This window comes from Arthrobacter sp. Y3221160, assembly GCF_059092585.1.
This window is the reverse complement of the sequence record NZ_JBNHHU010000002.1, coordinates 266,077-283,602: the sequence shown is the minus strand read 5'-3', so window position 1 is coordinate 283,602 and position 17,526 is coordinate 266,077. Positions and strand designations below refer to the sequence as shown.

General features: G+C 66.8%; 15 protein-coding genes. 4 read left to right on the top strand and 11 right to left on the bottom strand.

The genetic code is table 11. From position 1 onward, the window contains the following. Nucleotides 1-29: 29 nt before the first annotated feature. The 3 genes from AC5RWG_RS14290 to cysN are packed head-to-tail and all read left to right on the top strand — an operon-like array spanning nt 30 to nt 3,053. The gene (locus AC5RWG_RS14290; RefSeq protein WP_494167211.1) at nt 30-839 is read left to right on the top strand and encodes a 3'(2'),5'-bisphosphate nucleotidase CysQ; all 810 of its coding nucleotides are present in this window, start codon (nt 30-32) and stop codon (nt 837-839) included. Between the two features lie 43 nt (nt 840-882). Beyond that, entirely contained in the window at nt 883-1,803 is a 921-nt protein-coding gene (gene cysD, locus AC5RWG_RS14285) for a sulfate adenylyltransferase subunit CysD (RefSeq protein WP_494014319.1), read from the top strand. Continuing rightward, complete coding sequence (gene cysN / locus AC5RWG_RS14280; protein WP_494001396.1) at nt 1,803-3,053, top strand: sulfate adenylyltransferase subunit CysN; 1,251 nt, start codon at nt 1,803-1,805, stop codon at nt 3,051-3,053. Before cysD ends, cysN begins: the two co-directional genes overlap by 1 nt. Before the next feature lie 102 nt (nt 3,054-3,155). Here the strand turns inward: cysN and cysC are convergent, their stop codons facing one another. The 5 genes from cysC to AC5RWG_RS14255 all read right to left on the bottom strand — a co-directional run bounded on the left by cysC (nt 3,156) and on the right by AC5RWG_RS14255 (nt 9,960). Then, a complete protein-coding gene (cysC, locus tag AC5RWG_RS14275; RefSeq protein WP_494167210.1) occupies nt 3,156-4,475 on the bottom strand; it encodes an adenylyl-sulfate kinase in 1,320 nt (439 codons plus the stop codon). Continuing rightward, entirely contained in the window at nt 4,472-5,434 is a 963-nt protein-coding gene (locus tag AC5RWG_RS14270; protein ID WP_494100783.1) for a sulfite exporter TauE/SafE family protein, read from the bottom strand. Before AC5RWG_RS14270 ends, cysC begins: the two co-directional genes overlap by 4 nt. A gap of 151 nt (nt 5,435-5,585) precedes the next feature. Continuing rightward, nucleotides 5,586-6,605, bottom strand: coding sequence for a glycoside hydrolase family 26 protein (locus tag AC5RWG_RS14265; protein ID WP_494167209.1), 1,020 nt, complete (start codon nt 6,603-6,605; stop codon nt 5,586-5,588). Between the two features lie 37 nt (nt 6,606-6,642). Continuing rightward, nucleotides 6,643-8,286 (bottom strand): lipopolysaccharide biosynthesis protein, encoded by a 1,644-nt coding sequence (locus tag AC5RWG_RS14260; RefSeq protein WP_494167208.1) that lies wholly within the window; start codon nt 8,284-8,286, stop codon nt 6,643-6,645. 15 nt (nt 8,287-8,301) lie between these two features. Continuing rightward, entirely contained in the window at nt 8,302-9,960 is a 1,659-nt protein-coding gene (locus AC5RWG_RS14255) for a P-loop NTPase family protein (RefSeq protein WP_494167207.1), read from the bottom strand. Between the two features lie 380 nt (nt 9,961-10,340). Between AC5RWG_RS14255 and AC5RWG_RS14250 the strand changes: the two genes are divergently transcribed. Beyond that, nucleotides 10,341-11,351 carry a sulfotransferase domain-containing protein gene (locus AC5RWG_RS14250; protein WP_494167206.1) on the top strand — a complete coding sequence of 337 codons (1,011 nt, stop codon included), beginning with the start codon at nt 10,341-10,343 and terminating at the stop codon, nt 11,349-11,351. On the opposite strand, the gene AC5RWG_RS14245 is transcribed toward AC5RWG_RS14250, so the two are convergent. From AC5RWG_RS14245 to AC5RWG_RS14220, 6 genes are all read right to left on the bottom strand, one after another. After that, on the bottom strand, nt 11,326-12,261 hold the full coding sequence (locus tag AC5RWG_RS14245; RefSeq protein ID WP_494167205.1) for a glycosyltransferase family 2 protein: 936 nt from the start codon (nt 12,259-12,261) through the stop codon (nt 11,326-11,328). The genes AC5RWG_RS14250 and AC5RWG_RS14245 overlap by 26 nt on opposite strands. Then, complete coding sequence (locus tag AC5RWG_RS14240; protein ID WP_494109943.1) at nt 12,258-13,001, bottom strand: hypothetical protein; 744 nt, start codon at nt 12,999-13,001, stop codon at nt 12,258-12,260. Before AC5RWG_RS14240 ends, AC5RWG_RS14245 begins: the two co-directional genes overlap by 4 nt. A gap of 95 nt (nt 13,002-13,096) precedes the next feature. After that, complete coding sequence (locus AC5RWG_RS14235) at nt 13,097-13,948, bottom strand: sulfotransferase (RefSeq protein WP_494167204.1); 852 nt, start codon at nt 13,946-13,948, stop codon at nt 13,097-13,099. 7 nt (nt 13,949-13,955) lie between these two features. Beyond that, complete coding sequence (locus AC5RWG_RS14230) at nt 13,956-15,194, bottom strand: hypothetical protein (protein WP_494167203.1); 1,239 nt, start codon at nt 15,192-15,194, stop codon at nt 13,956-13,958. After that, nucleotides 15,191-16,543: an O-antigen ligase family protein gene (locus AC5RWG_RS14225; protein WP_494167202.1), complete on the bottom strand. Its 1,353-nt coding sequence runs from the start codon at nt 16,541-16,543 to the stop codon at nt 15,191-15,193. The genes AC5RWG_RS14230 and AC5RWG_RS14225 overlap by 4 nt, the downstream gene beginning before the upstream one ends. Before the next feature lie 44 nt (nt 16,544-16,587). After that, nucleotides 16,588-17,328, bottom strand: coding sequence for a hypothetical protein (locus tag AC5RWG_RS14220; protein ID WP_494073631.1), 741 nt, complete (start codon nt 17,326-17,328; stop codon nt 16,588-16,590). Nucleotides 17,329-17,526 lie beyond the last annotated feature (198 nt).

Below are 17,526 nucleotides of genomic sequence, written 5' to 3'. Positions count from 1 at the left end.
AGGGGATTGAGCAGGGAAAGGGGAAGTTGATGGGGGCGGATATACAGGCGGTCAACCGCCTGGACTTGGGACGGTACGTCCCGGACACCGCGCTGGCGCCGGAGCTCGCCGGCAGGGCCGGGGCCATGCTGCGGCAGTTGCAGTGGGACGCCGCGGTCGCGGGATGGACAGCCGACCGGCTGAAAACAGAAGGTGATGCGCGCTCGCATGAACTGCTGGTCGCAGCGCTGCGGTGGTCTCGGCCGCAGGACCTGGTGTTGTCGGAAGAGGGCGAGGATGATCCGGCGCGCCCAGGGGCCGAACGGGTCTGGATTATCGACCCGCTGGACGGCACCCGTGAATTCTCCGAAGGGCGCCGGGATTGGGCGGTCCACGTGGCGCTGTGGTGCAGGGGCAGCCTGCGGGCTGGGGCCGTCGCGCTGCCGGGACTTTCCACGACCCTGGATACAGCCGACCCCGCGGTCCGGTTGCAACCGTCCCGCTTCCCGCCGGGCCGCCGGTTGCGGATCGCGGTATCGCGGACCAGGCCTCCCGCCGTCATTGGCGCGCTGGCCGAGGAAACGGGCGCGGCAGTCCTGCCGATGGGCTCTGCCGGCTACAAGATCGCCGCTGTGATCCGCGGCGAGGTGGATGCCTACCTGCACAGCGGCGGCCAGTACGAATGGGATTCAGCGGCTCCGGTCGCCGTGGCCCGCAGCCGTGGCCTGCATGCCAGCAGGCTGGACGGTTCGCCACTGGTCTACAACCAACCGAGTGCGTACTTGCCCGATTTGCTGGTCTGCCGGCAGGAACTGGCAGGCGACCTGTTGCAGCGGCTCAGCCGGTTGCCGCGGGAATAGGCCGTTACGTGCTGGCTGGCACAAACAAAGGGGGAAGAAAGAAATGAATGAAACAACCAGTGGACCGCGCTATCACGTGAGCCACCTTAAACTTCTCGAGTCGGAGGCGATTTACATCATCCGCGAAGTCGCCGCCGAACTGGAGAAACCAGCGCTCATGTTCTCCGGCGGCAAGGACTCGATCGTCATGCTGCATCTCGCGGCGAGGGCCTTCGCACCTGCGCCGATACCGTTTCCGGTGGTACACGTCGATACCGGCCACAATTTCGACGAGGTCTTGCAGTTCCGCGACTCCTTGGTCAAAGAACTCGGGGTGAACCTGGTGGTCGGCTCGGTGCAGGATGCCATCGACCGCGGGCTGGTGCAGGAGGAACCCAACGGGTCCCGCAACCGCATCCAGACCGCGGTGCTGCTGGAGACTGCCGAAAAATACGGCTTCAACGCCCTCATGGGCGGGGCGCGCCGTGACGAGGAAAAGGCCCGGGCCAAGGAACGGGTTTTTTCATTCCGTGACGAGTTCGGCCAGTGGGATCCCAAGAACCAGCGTCCGGAATTGTGGGGCCTGTACAACCCCCGAATCCACCTGGGCGAGAGCATCCGCGTGTTCCCGATTTCGAATTGGACCGAACTCGATATTTGGAGCTACATCGCGCACGAGCAGATCGCAGTTCCGTCGATCTACTACGCCCACGAGCGGGAAGTCTTCGAACGCAACGGCATGCTCTTCGGGGTGCATCGCTTCTGTCAGCCGCGAGGCAACGAGCGCACCTTCAGGGAAACGGTGCGGTACCGCACCGTCGGCGACGCCACCCTCACCGCCGCCGTCCGTTCCACGGCGACGACGGCCGGGGACGTCATCGCAGAGGTGGCGGCGACCCGCGTCACGGAGCGCGGCGCCACCCGTGGGGACGACCAAGTAAGCGAAGCGGCCATGGAAGACCGCAAGAAAGAGGGGTATTTCTGATGGATCTGTTGCGTTTCGCCACTGCGGGTTCGGTCGACGACGGCAAGAGCACACTGATCGGACGCCTGCTCTACGACTCAAAATCGATCTTCAGTGACCAAATGGAAGCCATCGAACGCACCAGCCGGGAACGGGGCGACGAGTACACAGACCTGGCGCTGCTGACCGATGGGCTGCGCGCCGAACGGGAACAAGGGATAACCATCGACGTCGCGTACCGGTATTTCGCGACGCCGAAGCGCAAGTTCATCATCGCCGACACCCCGGGCCATCTGCAGTACACCCGCAACATGGTCACCGGCGCCTCCACGGCGGACGTCGCGATCGTCCTCGTGGACGCCCGGAAGGGCTTGGTGGAACAAAGCCGGCGCCACGCCTTCCTCGTGTCGCTGCTGCAGGTGCCGCACCTGGTGCTTGCCGTCAACAAGATGGACCTGGTCGACTGGTCGCAGGACGTGTTTGATCAGATCCGCGAGGAGTTCAGCGGATTTGCCAGCAAACTGGAAATCACCGACCTTTCGATCATCCCGGTGTCCGCGCTGCAGGGCGACAACGTGGTCTCGCGGTCCCAGAACATGCCGTGGTACGAGGGGCCGTCGCTGCTGCACCATCTTGAGAACGTGCACATTGCGAGCGACCGCAACCTCGTGGACGTGCGCTTTCCCGTGCAGTACGTGATCCGGCCGCACCAGAACCGCAACCACGACTATCGCGGCTATGCCGGCCAAGTCTCCGGTGGCGTCATGAAGGTCGGCGACGAGGTGATCGTCCTGCCCAGCGGCCTGCCTTCGCGGATCTCCGCCATCGATACCCCGGACGGACCGGTAGACGAGGCCTTCGCTCCGATGTCGGTCACCGTGCGGCTCGAAGACGACTTGGACATCTCCCGCGGTGACATGATCTGCAGGCCGAACAACAAGCCGATGGTGGCCCAGGACATCGACGCGATGGTGTGCTGGATGAGCGACAAGCCGCTGCAGCGGGGGCAGAAGCTTGCGGTCAAACACACCACGCGCAGCGCGCGGGCCTTGGTTAAGGACCTGCAGTACGGGCTGGACATCAACAGCCTGCATCGCCGGCCCGACCCGGACTCGCTCAGCCTTAACGAGATCGGCCGGATCAGGATGCGCACCACGTCGCCGTTGCTCGCCGACGAGTACAGGAGGAACAGGCAGACCGGCGGTTTCATCTTGATAGACGAGGCTACAAATGCGACGGTGGGGGCCGGAATGATCGTCGCCACGGCCTGATACTGCCTCTGCATAACAGCCCTGCCCGTGGGTCCAGGCCACGGGCAGGGCTGTTATGCAGGGTGGTTGGAACGTGAGGGACAGCCGGTTCCGCTGGCTCGCCTAGCGGTTGGCCGCGGCAGTAAGCGGCTTCTGCGCCGCTCTCACCAGGCTGAGGAGCTCCGCGACAGCCTCCTCGATGCCCACCCGGGAAGTGTCGACCACGCAATCGGCGTCCTGCGGCGTTTCGTAGGGTGAACCGATGCCGGTGAAGTCTGGAATGAGGCCCGCCCTAGCCTTCGCGTACAAGCCCTTCCGATCGCGGGCCTCGCAGACCTCCAAGGGGGTCGAGACGTGCACCAGAAGGTAACCGCCCGTCTCCCGGGCCATCGCCGCAACCTCCCGGCGTGTGGCTTCGAAGGGTGCAATCGGTGCGCAGACCGCTATACCCCCGGCCCGTGAAATCTGTGCCGCCACCCAACCGATTCGACGGACGTTCAGCTCACGATCGGCCGGCGAGAAGCCCAGCCCCGCCGACAGCATGCGGCGCATTTCGTCGCCGTCCAGCAGGATGGCCTCGCGGTCATCCAAACCCTGCAAGCGTTCCGTGAACCGGCGGGCCAAGGTCGACTTGCCGGAGCCGGAAAGCCCCGTAAACAGCACGACCAGGCCCTCCGGCCGCGCTCCGGCGGCGGGGGCGGCGGGTGGCGAAGGGGAGGCGCCGGACGCATCAGCCGCCGTGAAATCCATGACAGCCGCGGCGCCAAGCCGCTCCAGCGCATGGCTTCGCAGCAGGGAATGGTCCTGGGCATCCGGTATGACCAGCAGACGCACCAAGGCGCCGGAAACCCGATGGGCGCAGCGGTCCAGGGCGTCCAGCAGCCTCCCGAGGTCCCGGGTGGCGGAGGCGGAACTGCTCACGACGGCGGTCAGCAACAGGCGCCAACCGGCTCCGGAGGCGGCGGCCACCGCCTCGGCGATCTGTGCCGGCTCCGGCGGTACGGCGAAGGCTGCAACAAGGCACGGGCCGTCCGCCTCCGACAGGGGAGCGGTCAGGCGAAGTCTCCGCGCCGGCGGGTGTTCTGCCCGTTGTAACGGCTCCAGGGTGCCGCTCACATAAACGGTACCGTTGCCGCCCGTGCCTGCCGCCGCCTCCCGGTTGTCTGGCTCTCCGCGGTTGCCGCGTTCAGCAACCGCGAGCCGGGCAAGCGGCGTGCCTTCCGGATCAGACAGGAGGAGGGCACCCTGGGCGGCGCCTCGCCGGGCGACATCGGGCGGCACGGGCAGCGTGAACTCGTGCGGCCAGCCGTCCGGTTTGTCGCCCGGCCGGCAGTAGCCGTCCGCTGGCGCGTACAAGCCGCCCGTGAGCAACTCCAGCTCGTCAAGCCTGGCGCCGCACAGCGCGAACACCGGCTCGTGCAAGGAAGCGGACCAGTCACTCATTGCGCCACCTCCGACGCCGGTTGGCCAGCCGCTGCGCGGACCCGTTCGTGCTTCTCGGTCCAGGCCAGGGCGGGGAAGCCCCGGCGCCGGCGGATGTACATCCAGACCAGCGGTGCCACCAGCAATACCACGACCAGGATTATCCCCGTCGTGGTGTTGTCGACACCCAGCATTTTCAGCGAGGAGGCCAGGAGGACGAAGGCCAGCGCCCGCCTGACGAAACCACCGCTGAGCCGGGACGACATCTGGGCTCCGACCCAGACGCCCGGAATACTGCCCAGAATCAGTGGCAGGGCAATTCCCAGGTCCAGCGACCCGAACAGCATATGACCGATGGCAGCGGCCACGACAAGCGGCACGGCTTGCACCAAATCCGTGCCCACCAGCTGGGAAGCCTTGAGTCCCGGATAGATCATCATGAGACCGATGATGATGATCGAACCTGACCCGACGGATGTCAGGCCGACGATCATGCCGCCGACGACGCCGAGCAGCACCGTCGGCAGGATCCGGGCGGCTACTTCCGGTCTATCCAGCGGCAGCTTCGCGCCCAGCCCGTCGCGTGACTTCGCTCGTTCGACCAACCGGATGTAGGCACGGATGACCAAGAGCAGGGCGGTGAGCATCAGGGCGCAGCCCAAGGCGAGTTTGATTCCGTCTTGGACCCGGGCGTCGTCGCCGAGCGCCTTGAGTATCAGGACCCCGCAGAAAGCCGATGGCACGGCCCCGATAGCCAACCACTTAACCAGCTGCAGGTTCACGGTCTTCCGGCGCAGGTGAACCGCCGATCCGACCGGTTTCATGACTGCGCTGGCCAAAAGGTCACTGGAGACGGCCGTCAGCGGCGGGACGTTGAAGAAGAGCACCAGCATCGGTGTCATCAAAGCGCCGCCGCCCATGCCGGTCAGCCCGACGACGATGCCGATGCCGAACGCGGCGAAGCCGATAGTCATGTCCATGAAACGATATTCTGGCAGCCCTGCCGCCGGGGAAATAGAGTATTTTTCCGTGCTGCTACTGGAATAAGTGACCCGGCCCCGCGCGCAGGAGAATTCTCTCTGGAATGCGGGTGCGTCCCATTGTTTTCGCCGGCGAGGCGCACCCGCTGGCTCATTGTTCGTGCGCCAGTCGGCATGCAGAAGGGGAATTCAGTGCGCCGTCTTCGATGAATTCGCGGAAAGCGGCCAAGTCCTCCGGACGCGAATCGATGGAGGTGTCACCCACCGCCAGATGGTCTTCCTGGTCAGGGCCGGAATGGTTCCAATACACCAACGCGCGCAACTGTGGCAGTGCAGCGAGGTCGTCGGCGGCGGTTTGGAAGAAGTCCGCCTTGGCGCCGGCTGGTGGAAGTTCCGCCGCAACACCCCATTCGGCAAGCATCTGGGGCTTGTCCGGGTAGTTTGCCACCGCCCAATCATAGAAACCGGGCCAGGCCCCGCCACTCGTGCGGTTGACGAGCCCCGCCAAGTCCGTGGTGCCGGATTCGGGGTAGGCATAGGGATCCTGCGCAATCCAATCAACGACGTCGTCACCTGGGTACAGGTCGCCGAACCAGTCTTTCATGGCCCACTTTTCGGCACCGGTGTAGTTCATCACCGTCACCACGTTGTCCACACCGTTGGACCGCAGTGTCGACACGACGTGGCGAAAAAACAGGCGGAAATCATCGGCAGTCTGACCGGAATCCGGGTCCGTGTTGACCTCGTCTTCCATCTCCGCGTTCAGCGACAGGAAAAACGGCTGCTTGGCATGCGCGGCCAGATGGCGGGCCAACCGGTTAAGGTACTGATCGGCGGCGCCGTCGGCAACCTGACGCCAGGTCAGCCCGTCCGGTTTCCAGTTGTAGAAAAGAATCCTGTTTTGACCCGATTCGTTGCTGCGTGTGCGTTCGATCTCATCGGGGAACAATTTCTCCTGGCCTCGCTTGTAATAGCGCACCACGTCCACGTTCCGTCCGGCCGCCGCCTCAAAATCGGTCAGGGCGGCATCCCAGTCCTGGCCCGGCAGCGGGTTGGCGGCCACGCCCAGCAGGACGTTGCAGGCCGGCTGCGCCCGCCCATCGGCCTGCGGGAAAGGCAGCGAGCACGAGGGGAGGGACACCGCGGCGGCAACTGATGCAACAAGCAGCACACGACGCCTCATCCGCATCCTCCTCCGGCGTGTGCCTTCACACCCGGTGGGTGGTTGCATTAGTCGGGCTGACAGCGTGCGTCCGGCTGCCCTCTCGGGTGCCTGTCGGTTCGGCGGCGGCCTCCGGAGCTTCCCGCGCCCGCGTCCCGCGCAGCAGCGACGCCCGGCGCCGCCACACCGCCGCCGCATAGAGCACCGCGGCTGCCGCCGGCACCGCCGCCTGGACAGCCGGCGGCCACACCAGCACATGTGCGGCCAGCCACGGCGCCGCACCGAAGACCAGCAACAGGAAGGCGGCCATCGCCACAACTTCCCGCGAGGTCGGCACAATGTGCAGTGTCCGGTGCACCTGGATCAGGCACAAGACATTTTTGAGCACAATCGCCGAGGCCCACGCTGCCGCCGCCCCGAAGATGCCAAGCACCGGGACCAGCAACAGGCAGAGCACCACATCGGCGGCCAGTGCCAGCGCGACGTTGATCAGCGACAGGCTGCTGCGTCCGGCCATCAACAGCAACACGTCCAGCGGTCCCATGGCCGCGCCAATCAGCATGGCGCAGGCCAGCAGTTGCAGGCTTCCGGCAGCGAGGGCGAAGGACGAACCGAACAACAGTTCCAGGAGCCATTCGGCATAGGCAGCGATCAAGAGGTACACCGGCCAGGTCAGCATGACCGCCCACAGCGTCATCTTCCGTGCCACCATCTTGGCCTGGTCCGGCTGCCCGCGCGCGAGGAGCCGCGCAAGTTGCGGTTCGCTGACCTGTTGCATCGCGCTGGTGGCCATCTGGCCCACCACCAGGAATCGCGTGACGGCGGTGTACAGCGCGGCGGCCGACGGCCCGGCGAGCACCGTGACCAGCGCGATGTCCGCCCGCTGCAGCCCGACCTGCGCCAGCCGGGCCAAGCCGCGGGGGATCGTGAACTTCCAAAATGCGGCGCGCGCAGCATTGGCGCTGCTGGGACAGTCGATGACGGCAGCCGGCGAGGTGCCGGTGAGCGAGCCCGGATTCGCCCGCAGGATCCGCAGCAGCCCCGCGGCCGCGAGAACCAGCCCCAGCAGGTAGGGCGCCGTCCAGGCCAGGGCCAGCCCTACGGCGTCGGCACCTGATAAGCCTGCCAGCAGGACGCAGGCAAGCTGCAGGCAGGGGCGCAGCAGACGCTCGACGACGATCGTCGGCCGCATGTGCGCAAGTCCCCGCGAGACGGCCAGCAGAAGCTCGTACGTTGCGCCAATGGGCAGCGCGGCGGCGAAGACCACGATCACGTCCCGTGTCGCCGGCGCGCCTCCGAGCAGCTGTCCGAGCGGCCCGGCCAGCAGCATTCCGGCGGCCATCACGACCAGGCTGGCGGCCAGGGCGGCCAGCAGGCCTTCCACAACCAGCCGGCGGTTGTGCCTGCTCTCGGACCGAGCGTTGTTCCACGCGATGGACCGGATGAGTCCCTGGTCCACGCCGAGTTGGCACAGTGCCAAGGCAATCAAAAACAGCGACGTCACGGCGAACAGGGAACCGGCAGTCTCCAAGTCCCAGAGCCGGGAGACCAGGACAATGAGCACGAAGTTTGCCCCGGCAGAGATCCCGCTCCCCAGGATGTTCACACTGCCGGAGCGTGCTATCCGGCGGACTGCGGCTTGGCCGTCGTCGTCATCCTGCCGGACGCGCCCGTTACCCTTGGCGAACACGGAAGACGCCACCGGTCAGCTGCGGGAGAGCGGCCGGGTGCGCTCGTCGACCCCCGTTGAGCCTGGCCCGTCCGCCGTGCTCCCGCCATCGACGGGTCCCCCTACCGGGACCGGTTCAAGGCTGGCCGCTTCCTGGCGTTGGGTCCCGGGCGGCGGCGGCGTGGCCCTGCGCCGCCTGGAACTCCGGCGGAGGAGCACCGATCCAAGCATGGCGGCACCACCATTGCCCAGCAGTTCGCGGGCCGCCGACGCTTCCATGGCTGTAGACCGGCCCTGTGCCGCGACCAACACCGCCTCACGGCAAGCGCGCATCAGCGAGCCGCCAGTGGCCGAGTCGGCGGTAGGTCCAACAACGAGCACTAGATCCGAGGCGTTCTGCAGGGTGGCCAGCACGGTGTCCAGGCCGCGGTGCTGGACCAGCGCCGACAGGCGTTGCGGCTCCCGCCCCGTTTCCAGCACCGCTACGTGCTCGGAAACCGGAACCAGGAGCGTCCGGGCTTCCGACGGCGGACGTTGGCCGTTCAAAAGCTCGCTCAAGCCATCCCTGGCCGCTGCACCGTCCTGCCCGGGGGCGGACGCCTTGCGATCAAGCGGCGCCGTGCCGTCCGCCATCACCACCACGGTGCGGAGACCGGCTTCCTCGAACGCCTGCGCCAGCCCTTCGGACACCTGCCGTGCCGCCGTTCCTTGCGAGAGACCGGCAAGCAGGACAGTGTTGTTCGGCAGGAACGTCACGCGCTGCAACGCGTTGCTCAGCCGGCGATAGTCGTCCAAGGCGGTCTCCGCGTTCCCCCCTGCCGCGAGCGCTTCCACCGTGCCGAGCACCGGAGCTGTTCCTGCGGCAACAAGATCCGGTCCGTCAAGAATCCGCTGATGCAGATGCTCGCGCAAGAGGGCCAGCCCGACGCCCACTGCCACGGCCAGAAGGACTATCCCCCCGGCAATCAGCAGCGGGTCCACGCCGTCAGGGACGGTGGGGAGGCTGGCCGGATCGATGATGTCTCCGGGATCCAAGGATCCTGCCTGCGCGTCCGAAGCCTCCAGCCTTATTTCCGCAAGCTGGTTGGCGTACAGGGAGACCTGCTGCTCGAGGTCCAGTACGGCCGCCTGGTCTGGTTTTTCCGCGGCCCGCGCCTCGTTCAGCGCGGCGGAGGCCTGGTCCAGCAGCTGCGTCGCGGACGCGATCTGCTCATCGTGCATCGCCGATCGGGCCTCCAGTACGTCGGCGGCCCGGTCGCTGCGGTACTGCAGGTAGGCCTCGGCCAGCGCCCCGGCCACGGACTGGGCCTGGGCCGGTGAATCAGCGGTGTAGGTGATGTGCACTACCTGGGAGTTGGACGGCACCTCCGTGGCGATGAGCTGCCCGGCATCTTCGCCGAGCGCATCTCCGACAGATTCCCTGGCGAGTCCGATCACGGCCTGCGTGTGGACCAGCCCGGCCTCGGTGGTTAACGCGGCGAGCTGCTCGTTTCGCGTCGGCGGCGTCGCCGGCGAGAAGGGATTGCCCGATAACGGTTCCAAGAAGACAACGCTGGTCGACGAATACTTGGGCACGCTGCCCGCAACATAGGCTCCGGCGCCAAGTACCCCCAGCAGCACCACGGCCAGCAGCAACAGCCAATGCCGGCGCATGGCACGGCCAAAGAATGCTGGGCGCGCCGATGAATGGTCCATGATTAAACCCCCAACTTTTGCCGGCCGGCTTCCGCCTCCGGCGTCCCCCAAAAGTTTTCCCCAAAAACGCCCGCCTCATGCCCCAAGCGGTGCGTGGTGCCCAGTCTTGCACAGAACCACAACGTGTGGAATAGCCTGCTGGGGCAAAAATTAACGCTTTCATCAATAGCGCCAATGCTTTCCCCGAAATCCTTGACAGGAATCAACGCCGCCGTGATTATTGGCAAATCTGGGGGCGAACGGCCGGCACAATTGCCGTGCCGCGGGGAACGGCTTCCAGCCATGGGGGAGTCGTGATGGGTATCAACATGTCAAGCGCTCGGCCGGCTGTAAAGCCGCGGGTGGATGCGGCAAAGCGGGAGGACAGCGGCGTGCGCCGCATGGCGCCACTCACCGCGCCGGGGGAGCACGGCGGCGCGCTGCAAGGGCGGCAACATCCGGCGGTCCTGATGCTCGGTGGATTCGGCCGCAGCGGGTCCACCCTGTTGGAACGTTGCCTGGCAGAATGCCCCGACGCCGTCGGCGTGGGCGAAGTGCTTCATCTGTGGGAACGGGGGCTGCGCGACGACGAGCTCTGTGGTTGCGGCCTGCCGTTCAGCCAGTGCGGTTTCTGGCAGCAGGTTGGCGAGGCTGCTTACGGCGGCTGGCCGCGGGTGGATTCCGTGCAGGCGATTCAGGACCGCTTCGCGGTCGTGCGGAACCGCTTCCTGCCGGAGCTGGCGTCCGGGCTGCCGCTGCCGGGCCGCAGGAAGGCCCGGGAGCGCCTCCTGCACCGGCTTGACTCCCTGTACGGGGCGATTGCCCAGGTCAGCGGTGCCGGTCTCATCATCGACTCCAGCAAACATCCCGCGTACGCATACTTGCTTCGTGCGGCCAACGTGCGGCTTCGATGCGTGCTGGTGGTCCGGGACCCGCGCGGGGTGGCGTACTCATGGGCCAAAGTTGTGAGGCGTCCCGAGAGCACGGGCGCGGAGGCGCTGATGCCCCGGTACTCGACCGCTGCCGCGGTCACCCGCTGGACCCTGTATGGAGTCCTCTTCCACGCTCTGACCCTGCTGCGCGTACCGGTCATGACCGTGCACTATGAGGATTTCATGGCCAGGCCGCGCGAAACAGTCCACGATGTCCTCCGATTCGCCGGCGTGAACGCCGGTGCGGCGATGGAACACATCAGCCCCGCGGAAGTGCAACTCGCTGCCCATCACACCGTGGCCGGCAACCCGATGCGGTTCCGCACCGGCGCGCTGCCCATCCGTTTGGATGAGGCTTGGCGGCGGCAGATGCCGGTGCGGGACCGGCGGATCGCCGCCGTGCTCAGCGCCCCGCTGCGCGCCGCCTATGCCGCGGCGCGCATCGGAGCGAAGCTCAGATTCCGCGGCCGCGGGCGTTGAGTGCCCGGACCACCACCGGCGCCTTGACCAGCTTCAGCACCAGCGCCAGCGCAAGGTAGGCCCGCGGCTCCAGCAGGCTGCCGGCCAACGACCCGGCCGCCGTGCGCACGGCCTCCCTGCTGTTCCCCTGGGCAGCCAACGCGAACGCCCTCTGGCCCTGCATCCACGCCCGGCCGCGGCGGTCTGCCACGATCGCCGGATGCTTGGCCATCAGATACTCCAGGCCGTCTGCCATCGCGTCCCAGCGTCGGGAAAAGTACGAACCGTCGGGGTGCCACAGCACGTCGGCCCCCACCTGCCCGAGTACTGCCACTTTCCCGTGCTGGGCTGCGCGCAGCAGCAAGTCATAGTCCTCGCCGTAGCCGTAGGGCAGATCCTCGTCCACCAACCCGACTCTCTCGAGCAGGTGCTCGCGCAGCAGGAGATAGGTCGACGGGTGCGCCCCGGTCAACCTGCTGCCGGTGAGCTGCCCGGCCGTGATCTCCCGGACGTTGGGGATGCGGACCAACCGTTTCTCCCCGTAGTGGACTTCGATGCCCGTGACGCAGGCGGTGGCGGCCCGGTCGACCATGGTCTGCACCTGCCGCCTCAGTTTCTCCGGACGCCAGGCATCGTCGTCGTCGCAAAACGCCACCAGCGGTGCGTCGGCGGCGAGCAGGCCGGTGTTGCGCGAGCCGGCCAAGCCGGGAGTGCGCCGGTTTGACATCACCCGGACTTGGCGACGGGGTTCGGTTCTGGCCAGGGCCGGGTCCTCGGCACACCGGTCGTGGACCACGGTCACACGGATGGCGCCTGGATAATCCTGGGCCATGACGCTGGCGATCGCCTGGCGGAGCAGTTCCGGCCGGTTGTGCGTGGCTATGACGACGTCGACGGCTGCATCGAGCTCCAGCCCGGTAGGTGTGTTCATGACGTCCTTCCCTCGTGTGGAAACCTTTGTTCGTGCCTACGCTGGCTGCGTGCAGCCACGGCCGCGGCCAAGGCCAGTCCGGCCGCCAAGCTGGACCCGATCGCGGTGGGGAGCCCGGCGCGCTTGCTGCGGTCGGGCAGCACGGCCGGCCGGGAGATGTAGCCGGGTTCCGGGTCGTGGACGCTTAGCGCCGTCAGTTCTGCCTCAAGCTGCGCGTGTTGGCGGCTGAGCGTATTGACTCCCACGGCAGTGTTCGCAGGGGCCGTGCTCGACCGGTCGTGCATGCTGCGCTCGATGACCCGTTTCTGGGCGGCGATCGTTTCCGCCCGGTCCCGGGTGGTCGCCGCGAGCGATTCGCTGCGGACCTCAAGAAAGTTTTCGGCCAGGGCGGCGACGGCCCTGTACGCCGTCCGCGCCTCGGGCGCTGAGACGTAGAGCTGCAGGATCCGCGAGTTGACCACGGGCAAAACCGTGACGTCGTCCAACAGCCCGGCAGTACCTCCCGGGTAGTCCAAGCCGCGCGCAGTCTGCCCCAAGACCCGGTCAGAGAGCAACAACTGGACGGCGGAGTCGATGGAAACATCCACGACCAGGGCGTCGCTGAGGGCCAGGTCCGAGACCGCCACGACCACCACGTCGGTGCGGGCGGTGTATTCGGGTTCCTTGGCGACATGTAGTCCCAGCCCGGCGGCCAGCATGGCGGCAATAACGGCGCAGCCGGTCCGCCAGTTGTCGCGCATCAGGCCGCGATACCTCAGTCCATGTCCACGGTCCGGGGGCCGGAGCTGTGCCTGCCGGTGCGGGTGTCGGTCCTGAATCTTCATGTCGGCCACCGCTATCTGCGCCAGCTAGGAGTGACGCCCAGCAGCCGGGCGAGCCGTTCGTCGTCGTCAACGAAATCGTCGCGGAGCTGCCTGCGCAATCGCTCCGGCATCGGCCGGCTGGGACGGGAATTGGAATGCACGGCCGCGGGAGGGCGCCAATCCGGCAGCCCGAGGTGCTCCAGCAATCTGTCCCACTGCGGCAGCCCCGGCTGGAAAAAGTCGTCGGCGTCCAGCACCAGTACGTGCTCCCGCCCTACGGCGTCGAACATGCGCTCCAGTTGTGCCGCGTACCGGCCACGGGCACGGTAGGCGTGATGCTGGTGCGCGAACGACTGATAGCCCGGGTCGGCGACGATCCGTTCTTCTTCACCGGCCAGGCGCCCCGGTTCGGCTGCCAGCGCTTCGGCGAAGCCAAGGGTCTCGAATCCCCGGCCGTACTCTTGCTTGTGAGCGGAGAACGCCCGCTCGGCCGGGTCGCGCAGCAGCACGATAATTTTCACCGGTCCCAGCTCCTGTGCAATCCGTCCGGGTGCCAGCGGGTGGAAGAGGTAGTACGGGCTGGCTTCGCCGGTGATCTCCTGCCCACGCGCGCGGCGCAGGGGAAAATGCCCGGCGTAGAATCGCGTCCCGCGCCGGAACCGGTCCGCGGTGTCGAAGAAGTGAATGCCCTTGTTGAGCAGCGGCGGGCGCACGCCAGGGTGCTGGGCCAACATGCGGAACAGGCTGGTGGTCGCGCAGCGTTGGGCGCCGGCGATCAGGAACGACGGACGCATCCGGAAATCGGCGCTGAGCCTCCCCACCGAGGTGGCCGCGGTGCGGGCAGCGTCGCGGGCGGAACCGTTGAGCCGTTCGGTCAGGGTCATCGATCTCTCATTTCTTGCCGAGGGTGGTGAGGGCGGGATGCTCCAGCCGGTCCGCCAGCACCCGCTGGTGCCAGCGTGCCAACGGGCGGACTGCAGCCCCGTCAGGGGTCAGGCTGTCGAGAGTGAACCGGGCCGTGATGGTCAGCAGGTAGCCCAGTACCAGCGCGTCCAGTACCGCGGGGTCGCGGGCGGGGTCCGGCCCGGCGCTGCGGGCGACTGCCTGTGCCAGCGCCGGACGGCAGTCGACGCCGAGAGCGCTGCGCGCGGCGGCCATCTGGTCGACCGCCCGCAACACCGGGTGGGCCAGGTAATGAACGACGTCGCTGCCCAGCGGGACGTCGTGAGCGTACCGTTCCCAGTCCCAGACCAGGGGCGCTCCGGCGGTGGCAGCCAGATTCCAGGCGCCGAAGTCGCCGTGCCACGCTCCGAGGGGCACGTCCAGGCCTGCAAAGCGCTCGCCGTAGGCATCGGCCAGCTCCGGCAGCACGCTCTCGCTCGTGCCGTGCAGCGTCGTCAGCTCCCGCCGCAGCCCGGTGAACCAAGGGCCCGACTCGGCGGGGCAGGATCCGATGGTACCGGTTGCAGCGATAGCGGCCGCCGCCGCAACCGGGACCCCGTTCTGTACCCGCCGCCTGTCGGCGCGCAGGGCGGTCATCAGCAAGACCGCGTTGCCGCGCCAGTTGCCGTGGTGAATCACCTCGGGCACTGCAAAAGAGGCCGACCGGTGACTGGCCAAGGCGCGCAGCGCGCTGTGCTCATGGTCCACGAGGGCGTTCGTCAAGCCGTTGAGTCCCACCTTGGCGAATCCAATCTCCCGCCCGTCTGCCGTGTGGACGTTCAAGACCGGTTTCCGGTTCGCCCTCGCGGAGCCTACGGAGAGGGACAGCATCACCGGGGCGCCGACGACGTCGGCCAAGTAGTCGCTGATGGATCCGGACCCGGGAGTGACGTTCAGCCCGTAGGGCATCAGTGTCCCGCCGACCGATGACGCCAGCAGCTTGGCGAGCAGCCACCGCTGCGCCGAACGGCTGAACGAGTCATTGGCGCTGGGGCGGTTTACCGCGTCTGCTGCCGCCGCCCTGGAGTGGGCCGGCACCAGCAGGCGCGGCCGTCGCGGGCCGGGCACCAGGCGGAAGGCGTGCCGTCCGGGCCCGACGGGGCCGGCGCTGACGCTGGAATCGGGGAACAACTGCTCCACGGTGGACATCAGGTCCTCCAGCGCTGGGCTGTTGCGGATAGCTTTCATGAAACCGGCTCTTTCGTTGGCTGCTTCCGGCGGGTGGCCAAAGGCTGGTGGGGCGGAGGCTGCTGCTCCAGTTCCCGCCGCCACAGCAGGCCGATGCCGATCATCAGGGTCATCAGCGGGGCGGCGATGGTGTCGTAGAACGGCAGCACGCAGAGGAAAAAGAGGAAGACGTAGAGCATGGCCGCCGAGTCCCGGTCGCGTGTCCGCAGCGAGGGCAGATACCTCCGGAAGATGAACCATAGGAACAGGAACGCACCGAGTACCCCGGTGCAGAAGATGAGGTACCAGAGCGCACCTTGGGTGCCCAGCTGCGGCGGCGAACACTGGCTGCAATCCGCGGTTGCGCCGGCCGCGATGGAGTAAAAGTTGTTCTGTTGGGTCCGCGGGGCGCCGAAGCCTATGACGGGCGAATGTTCCAGCATGGTGGAGATGCTTCGCTTGGCCAGATTGAACCGGCCCTGGTTGCTGTGTGGATTTTCCAGGCGTGCCTGCACCAGGTAGCCCAAAGGAGTCAGCAGCACCGCCATCAAGGCGGCCACGAAGGCGGCGGCCATCGCGATAAGAACCACCACTTTGCCGCGCACCGCCATCCGTATGCCGGCCGCCAGGGCCAGGACGGCGAGACCGAGCCACAGCGCTCGGTTGAGCGAAAAGACAACCGGCGGCACCGAAGCCACCAATACCGCGGCCCAGAGCGCACGCTGCCACCAATTCCGCACGTAGGCGTAGGAGAGCATAAAGAACGGCAGGAACATGCCGAAGTTTGCGCCCCAGGAATTCGCATACTCGAACGGTGCCTTCGGCCGCGGGTTGTCGAATCCCAGAATGCCCTGCACTTGGGCCAGGCCGGGGTGGATCAGGCCGTTCAGGAACGCGTTCGAGGCCAGCTGGGCCGGCAGTACCGCCTCCAGCAGTGACGGAAAGTCCAGCCGCGACAGGAACTGTCCGGCATATCCGCCGAGGACGGTGATGACGAACATCCATGCCATCAGCAGCACGATGCGCCTGCGGGGAAGTTCCCGCTCGGAGGTGTTGCCGATGTAAAGCATGACGATGGTTACCGCCACAAACCACGCCATGCGGTAGGCCCACGGCAGCAGGCGCACGGGTCCTTCTTCGGGCAGCAGCCCGGGGACAGGAATCCAGAGCACGACGACGCCGATGGCAGCCACCGCCAGGAACAACCACCAGATCCCGAAACCGTGCGGGAGCAGCACTGCGCGCCGTCGCAGCAGGTGATAGCCCAGGGGAGCTGCCATCAGCAGGAAACCCAGCACCCCGAATCCCAGGAGCCACCACACGGGAAAACCGGCAAAGAACAGCACGAAGGGCCACGCATGCAGCGCCACCCGATTTTTTGCCCCCAACATCACGATGCCCCCTGTGCCGTTATTTACCAGGACCATTCCCAGCCGTAAGCGCCCTCGAAGCCGCCCATCCGGAACGAGGCCGAGCCGTTGCCCTCCGGGACATCCAGGATGATCAGCCCCTCGGCGTCACCGCCGGGATTCACCGGGTTGGGCAGCAGATCGGCCTCGGGCACGCAGCCCGCGCTGTTGCCGACTGGATCCACCACCTGTTCGCCGTCGCCGTCCCAGGCACGGAAGTCGTGCACCGACATGGCGAAATAGGGCCAGCCGGATTCCGGCAGCTCGGGGTGGGCCTTCACCGAGAAATGGATGGCAACGAATTGCCCGTTGATGCTCGGCAGGGCGGTGTCCGCCGTGCAGGTGAAATCGGCTTGGATTTCACTGGCCTCCATCTCGGCGAACTTCTTGCCGGTTGGTTCGCCGAGCACTCCCGCCTCGCCGACTTCCGCCGGCAGGTTGCCGTGGTCGTTAAGGTCGAGTTCAGCCAGTAGATCCTTTGAGGCGGCAGCGTCAGGCTTGTCCTTCTTGGCGGCTGGGTCAGGCGTTTTTTTCTTGGCGGCATCTGCCGTGGCCGAGGGCGACGGTTTCGCCGTCGCCTCCTTCTTGTTGCCGCTGCCGGGCTGGGTTGCCTTGGCCGGAGTCCCGCTTGCCCTCCCGCCCACAGTGGGCAGGTCGGCGGCCGCTGGATCGGCACCACCGCTGCAAGCGGACAAGGCCACAACCAGGCCGAGCGCGGCACAGCCACGGGCCATCGTTCGTTTCATTCTTCCCCCCCAGATGAACCTCAAGAACGAGGCTGGCGTACCCCGGAGCCAACGCGCCGGGGAACGAAGCTGACCCGATCGTATGGCCTTCATGTGGGAAGAAAAAGGTTTCAAATACCCGACTCTTCCCCACACCGTTACCGGGGTGGGAAAGACCGGGTATTCGACCCGTAGCGGACAAGGGGAATTCGAGTAGTG

Excerpts from the sequence above, each read along its gene's own strand:
- cysD (WP_494014319.1), top strand. The coding sequence starts at position 883 with ATGAATGAAACAACCAGTGGACCGCGCTATCACGTGAGCCACCTTAAA.
- AC5RWG_RS14290 (WP_494167211.1), top strand. The coding sequence starts at position 30 with ATGGGGGCGGATATACAGGCGGTCAACCGCCTGGACTTGGGACGGTAC.
- cysN (WP_494001396.1), top strand. The coding sequence starts at position 1,803 with ATGGATCTGTTGCGTTTCGCCACTGCGGGTTCGGTCGACGACGGCAAG.
- AC5RWG_RS14270 (WP_494100783.1), bottom strand. The coding sequence starts at position 5,434 with ATGGACATGACTATCGGCTTCGCCGCGTTCGGCATCGGCATCGTCGTC.
- AC5RWG_RS14235 (WP_494167204.1), bottom strand. The coding sequence starts at position 13,948 with ATGACCCTGACCGAACGGCTCAACGGTTCCGCCCGCGACGCTGCCCGC.
- AC5RWG_RS14250 (WP_494167206.1), top strand. The coding sequence starts at position 10,341 with ATGGCGCCACTCACCGCGCCGGGGGAGCACGGCGGCGCGCTGCAAGGG.
- AC5RWG_RS14245 (WP_494167205.1), bottom strand. The coding sequence starts at position 12,261 with ATGAACACACCTACCGGGCTGGAGCTCGATGCAGCCGTCGACGTCGTC.
- AC5RWG_RS14220 (WP_494073631.1), bottom strand. The coding sequence starts at position 17,328 with ATGAAACGAACGATGGCCCGTGGCTGTGCCGCGCTCGGCCTGGTTGTG.
- AC5RWG_RS14255 (WP_494167207.1), bottom strand. The coding sequence starts at position 9,960 with ATGGACCATTCATCGGCGCGCCCAGCATTCTTTGGCCGTGCCATGCGC.
- cysC (WP_494167210.1), bottom strand. The coding sequence starts at position 4,475 with ATGAGTGACTGGTCCGCTTCCTTGCACGAGCCGGTGTTCGCGCTGTGC.
- AC5RWG_RS14240 (WP_494109943.1), bottom strand. The coding sequence starts at position 13,001 with ATGCGCGACAACTGGCGGACCGGCTGCGCCGTTATTGCCGCCATGCTG.
- AC5RWG_RS14230 (WP_494167203.1), bottom strand. The coding sequence starts at position 15,194 with ATGAAAGCTATCCGCAACAGCCCAGCGCTGGAGGACCTGATGTCCACC.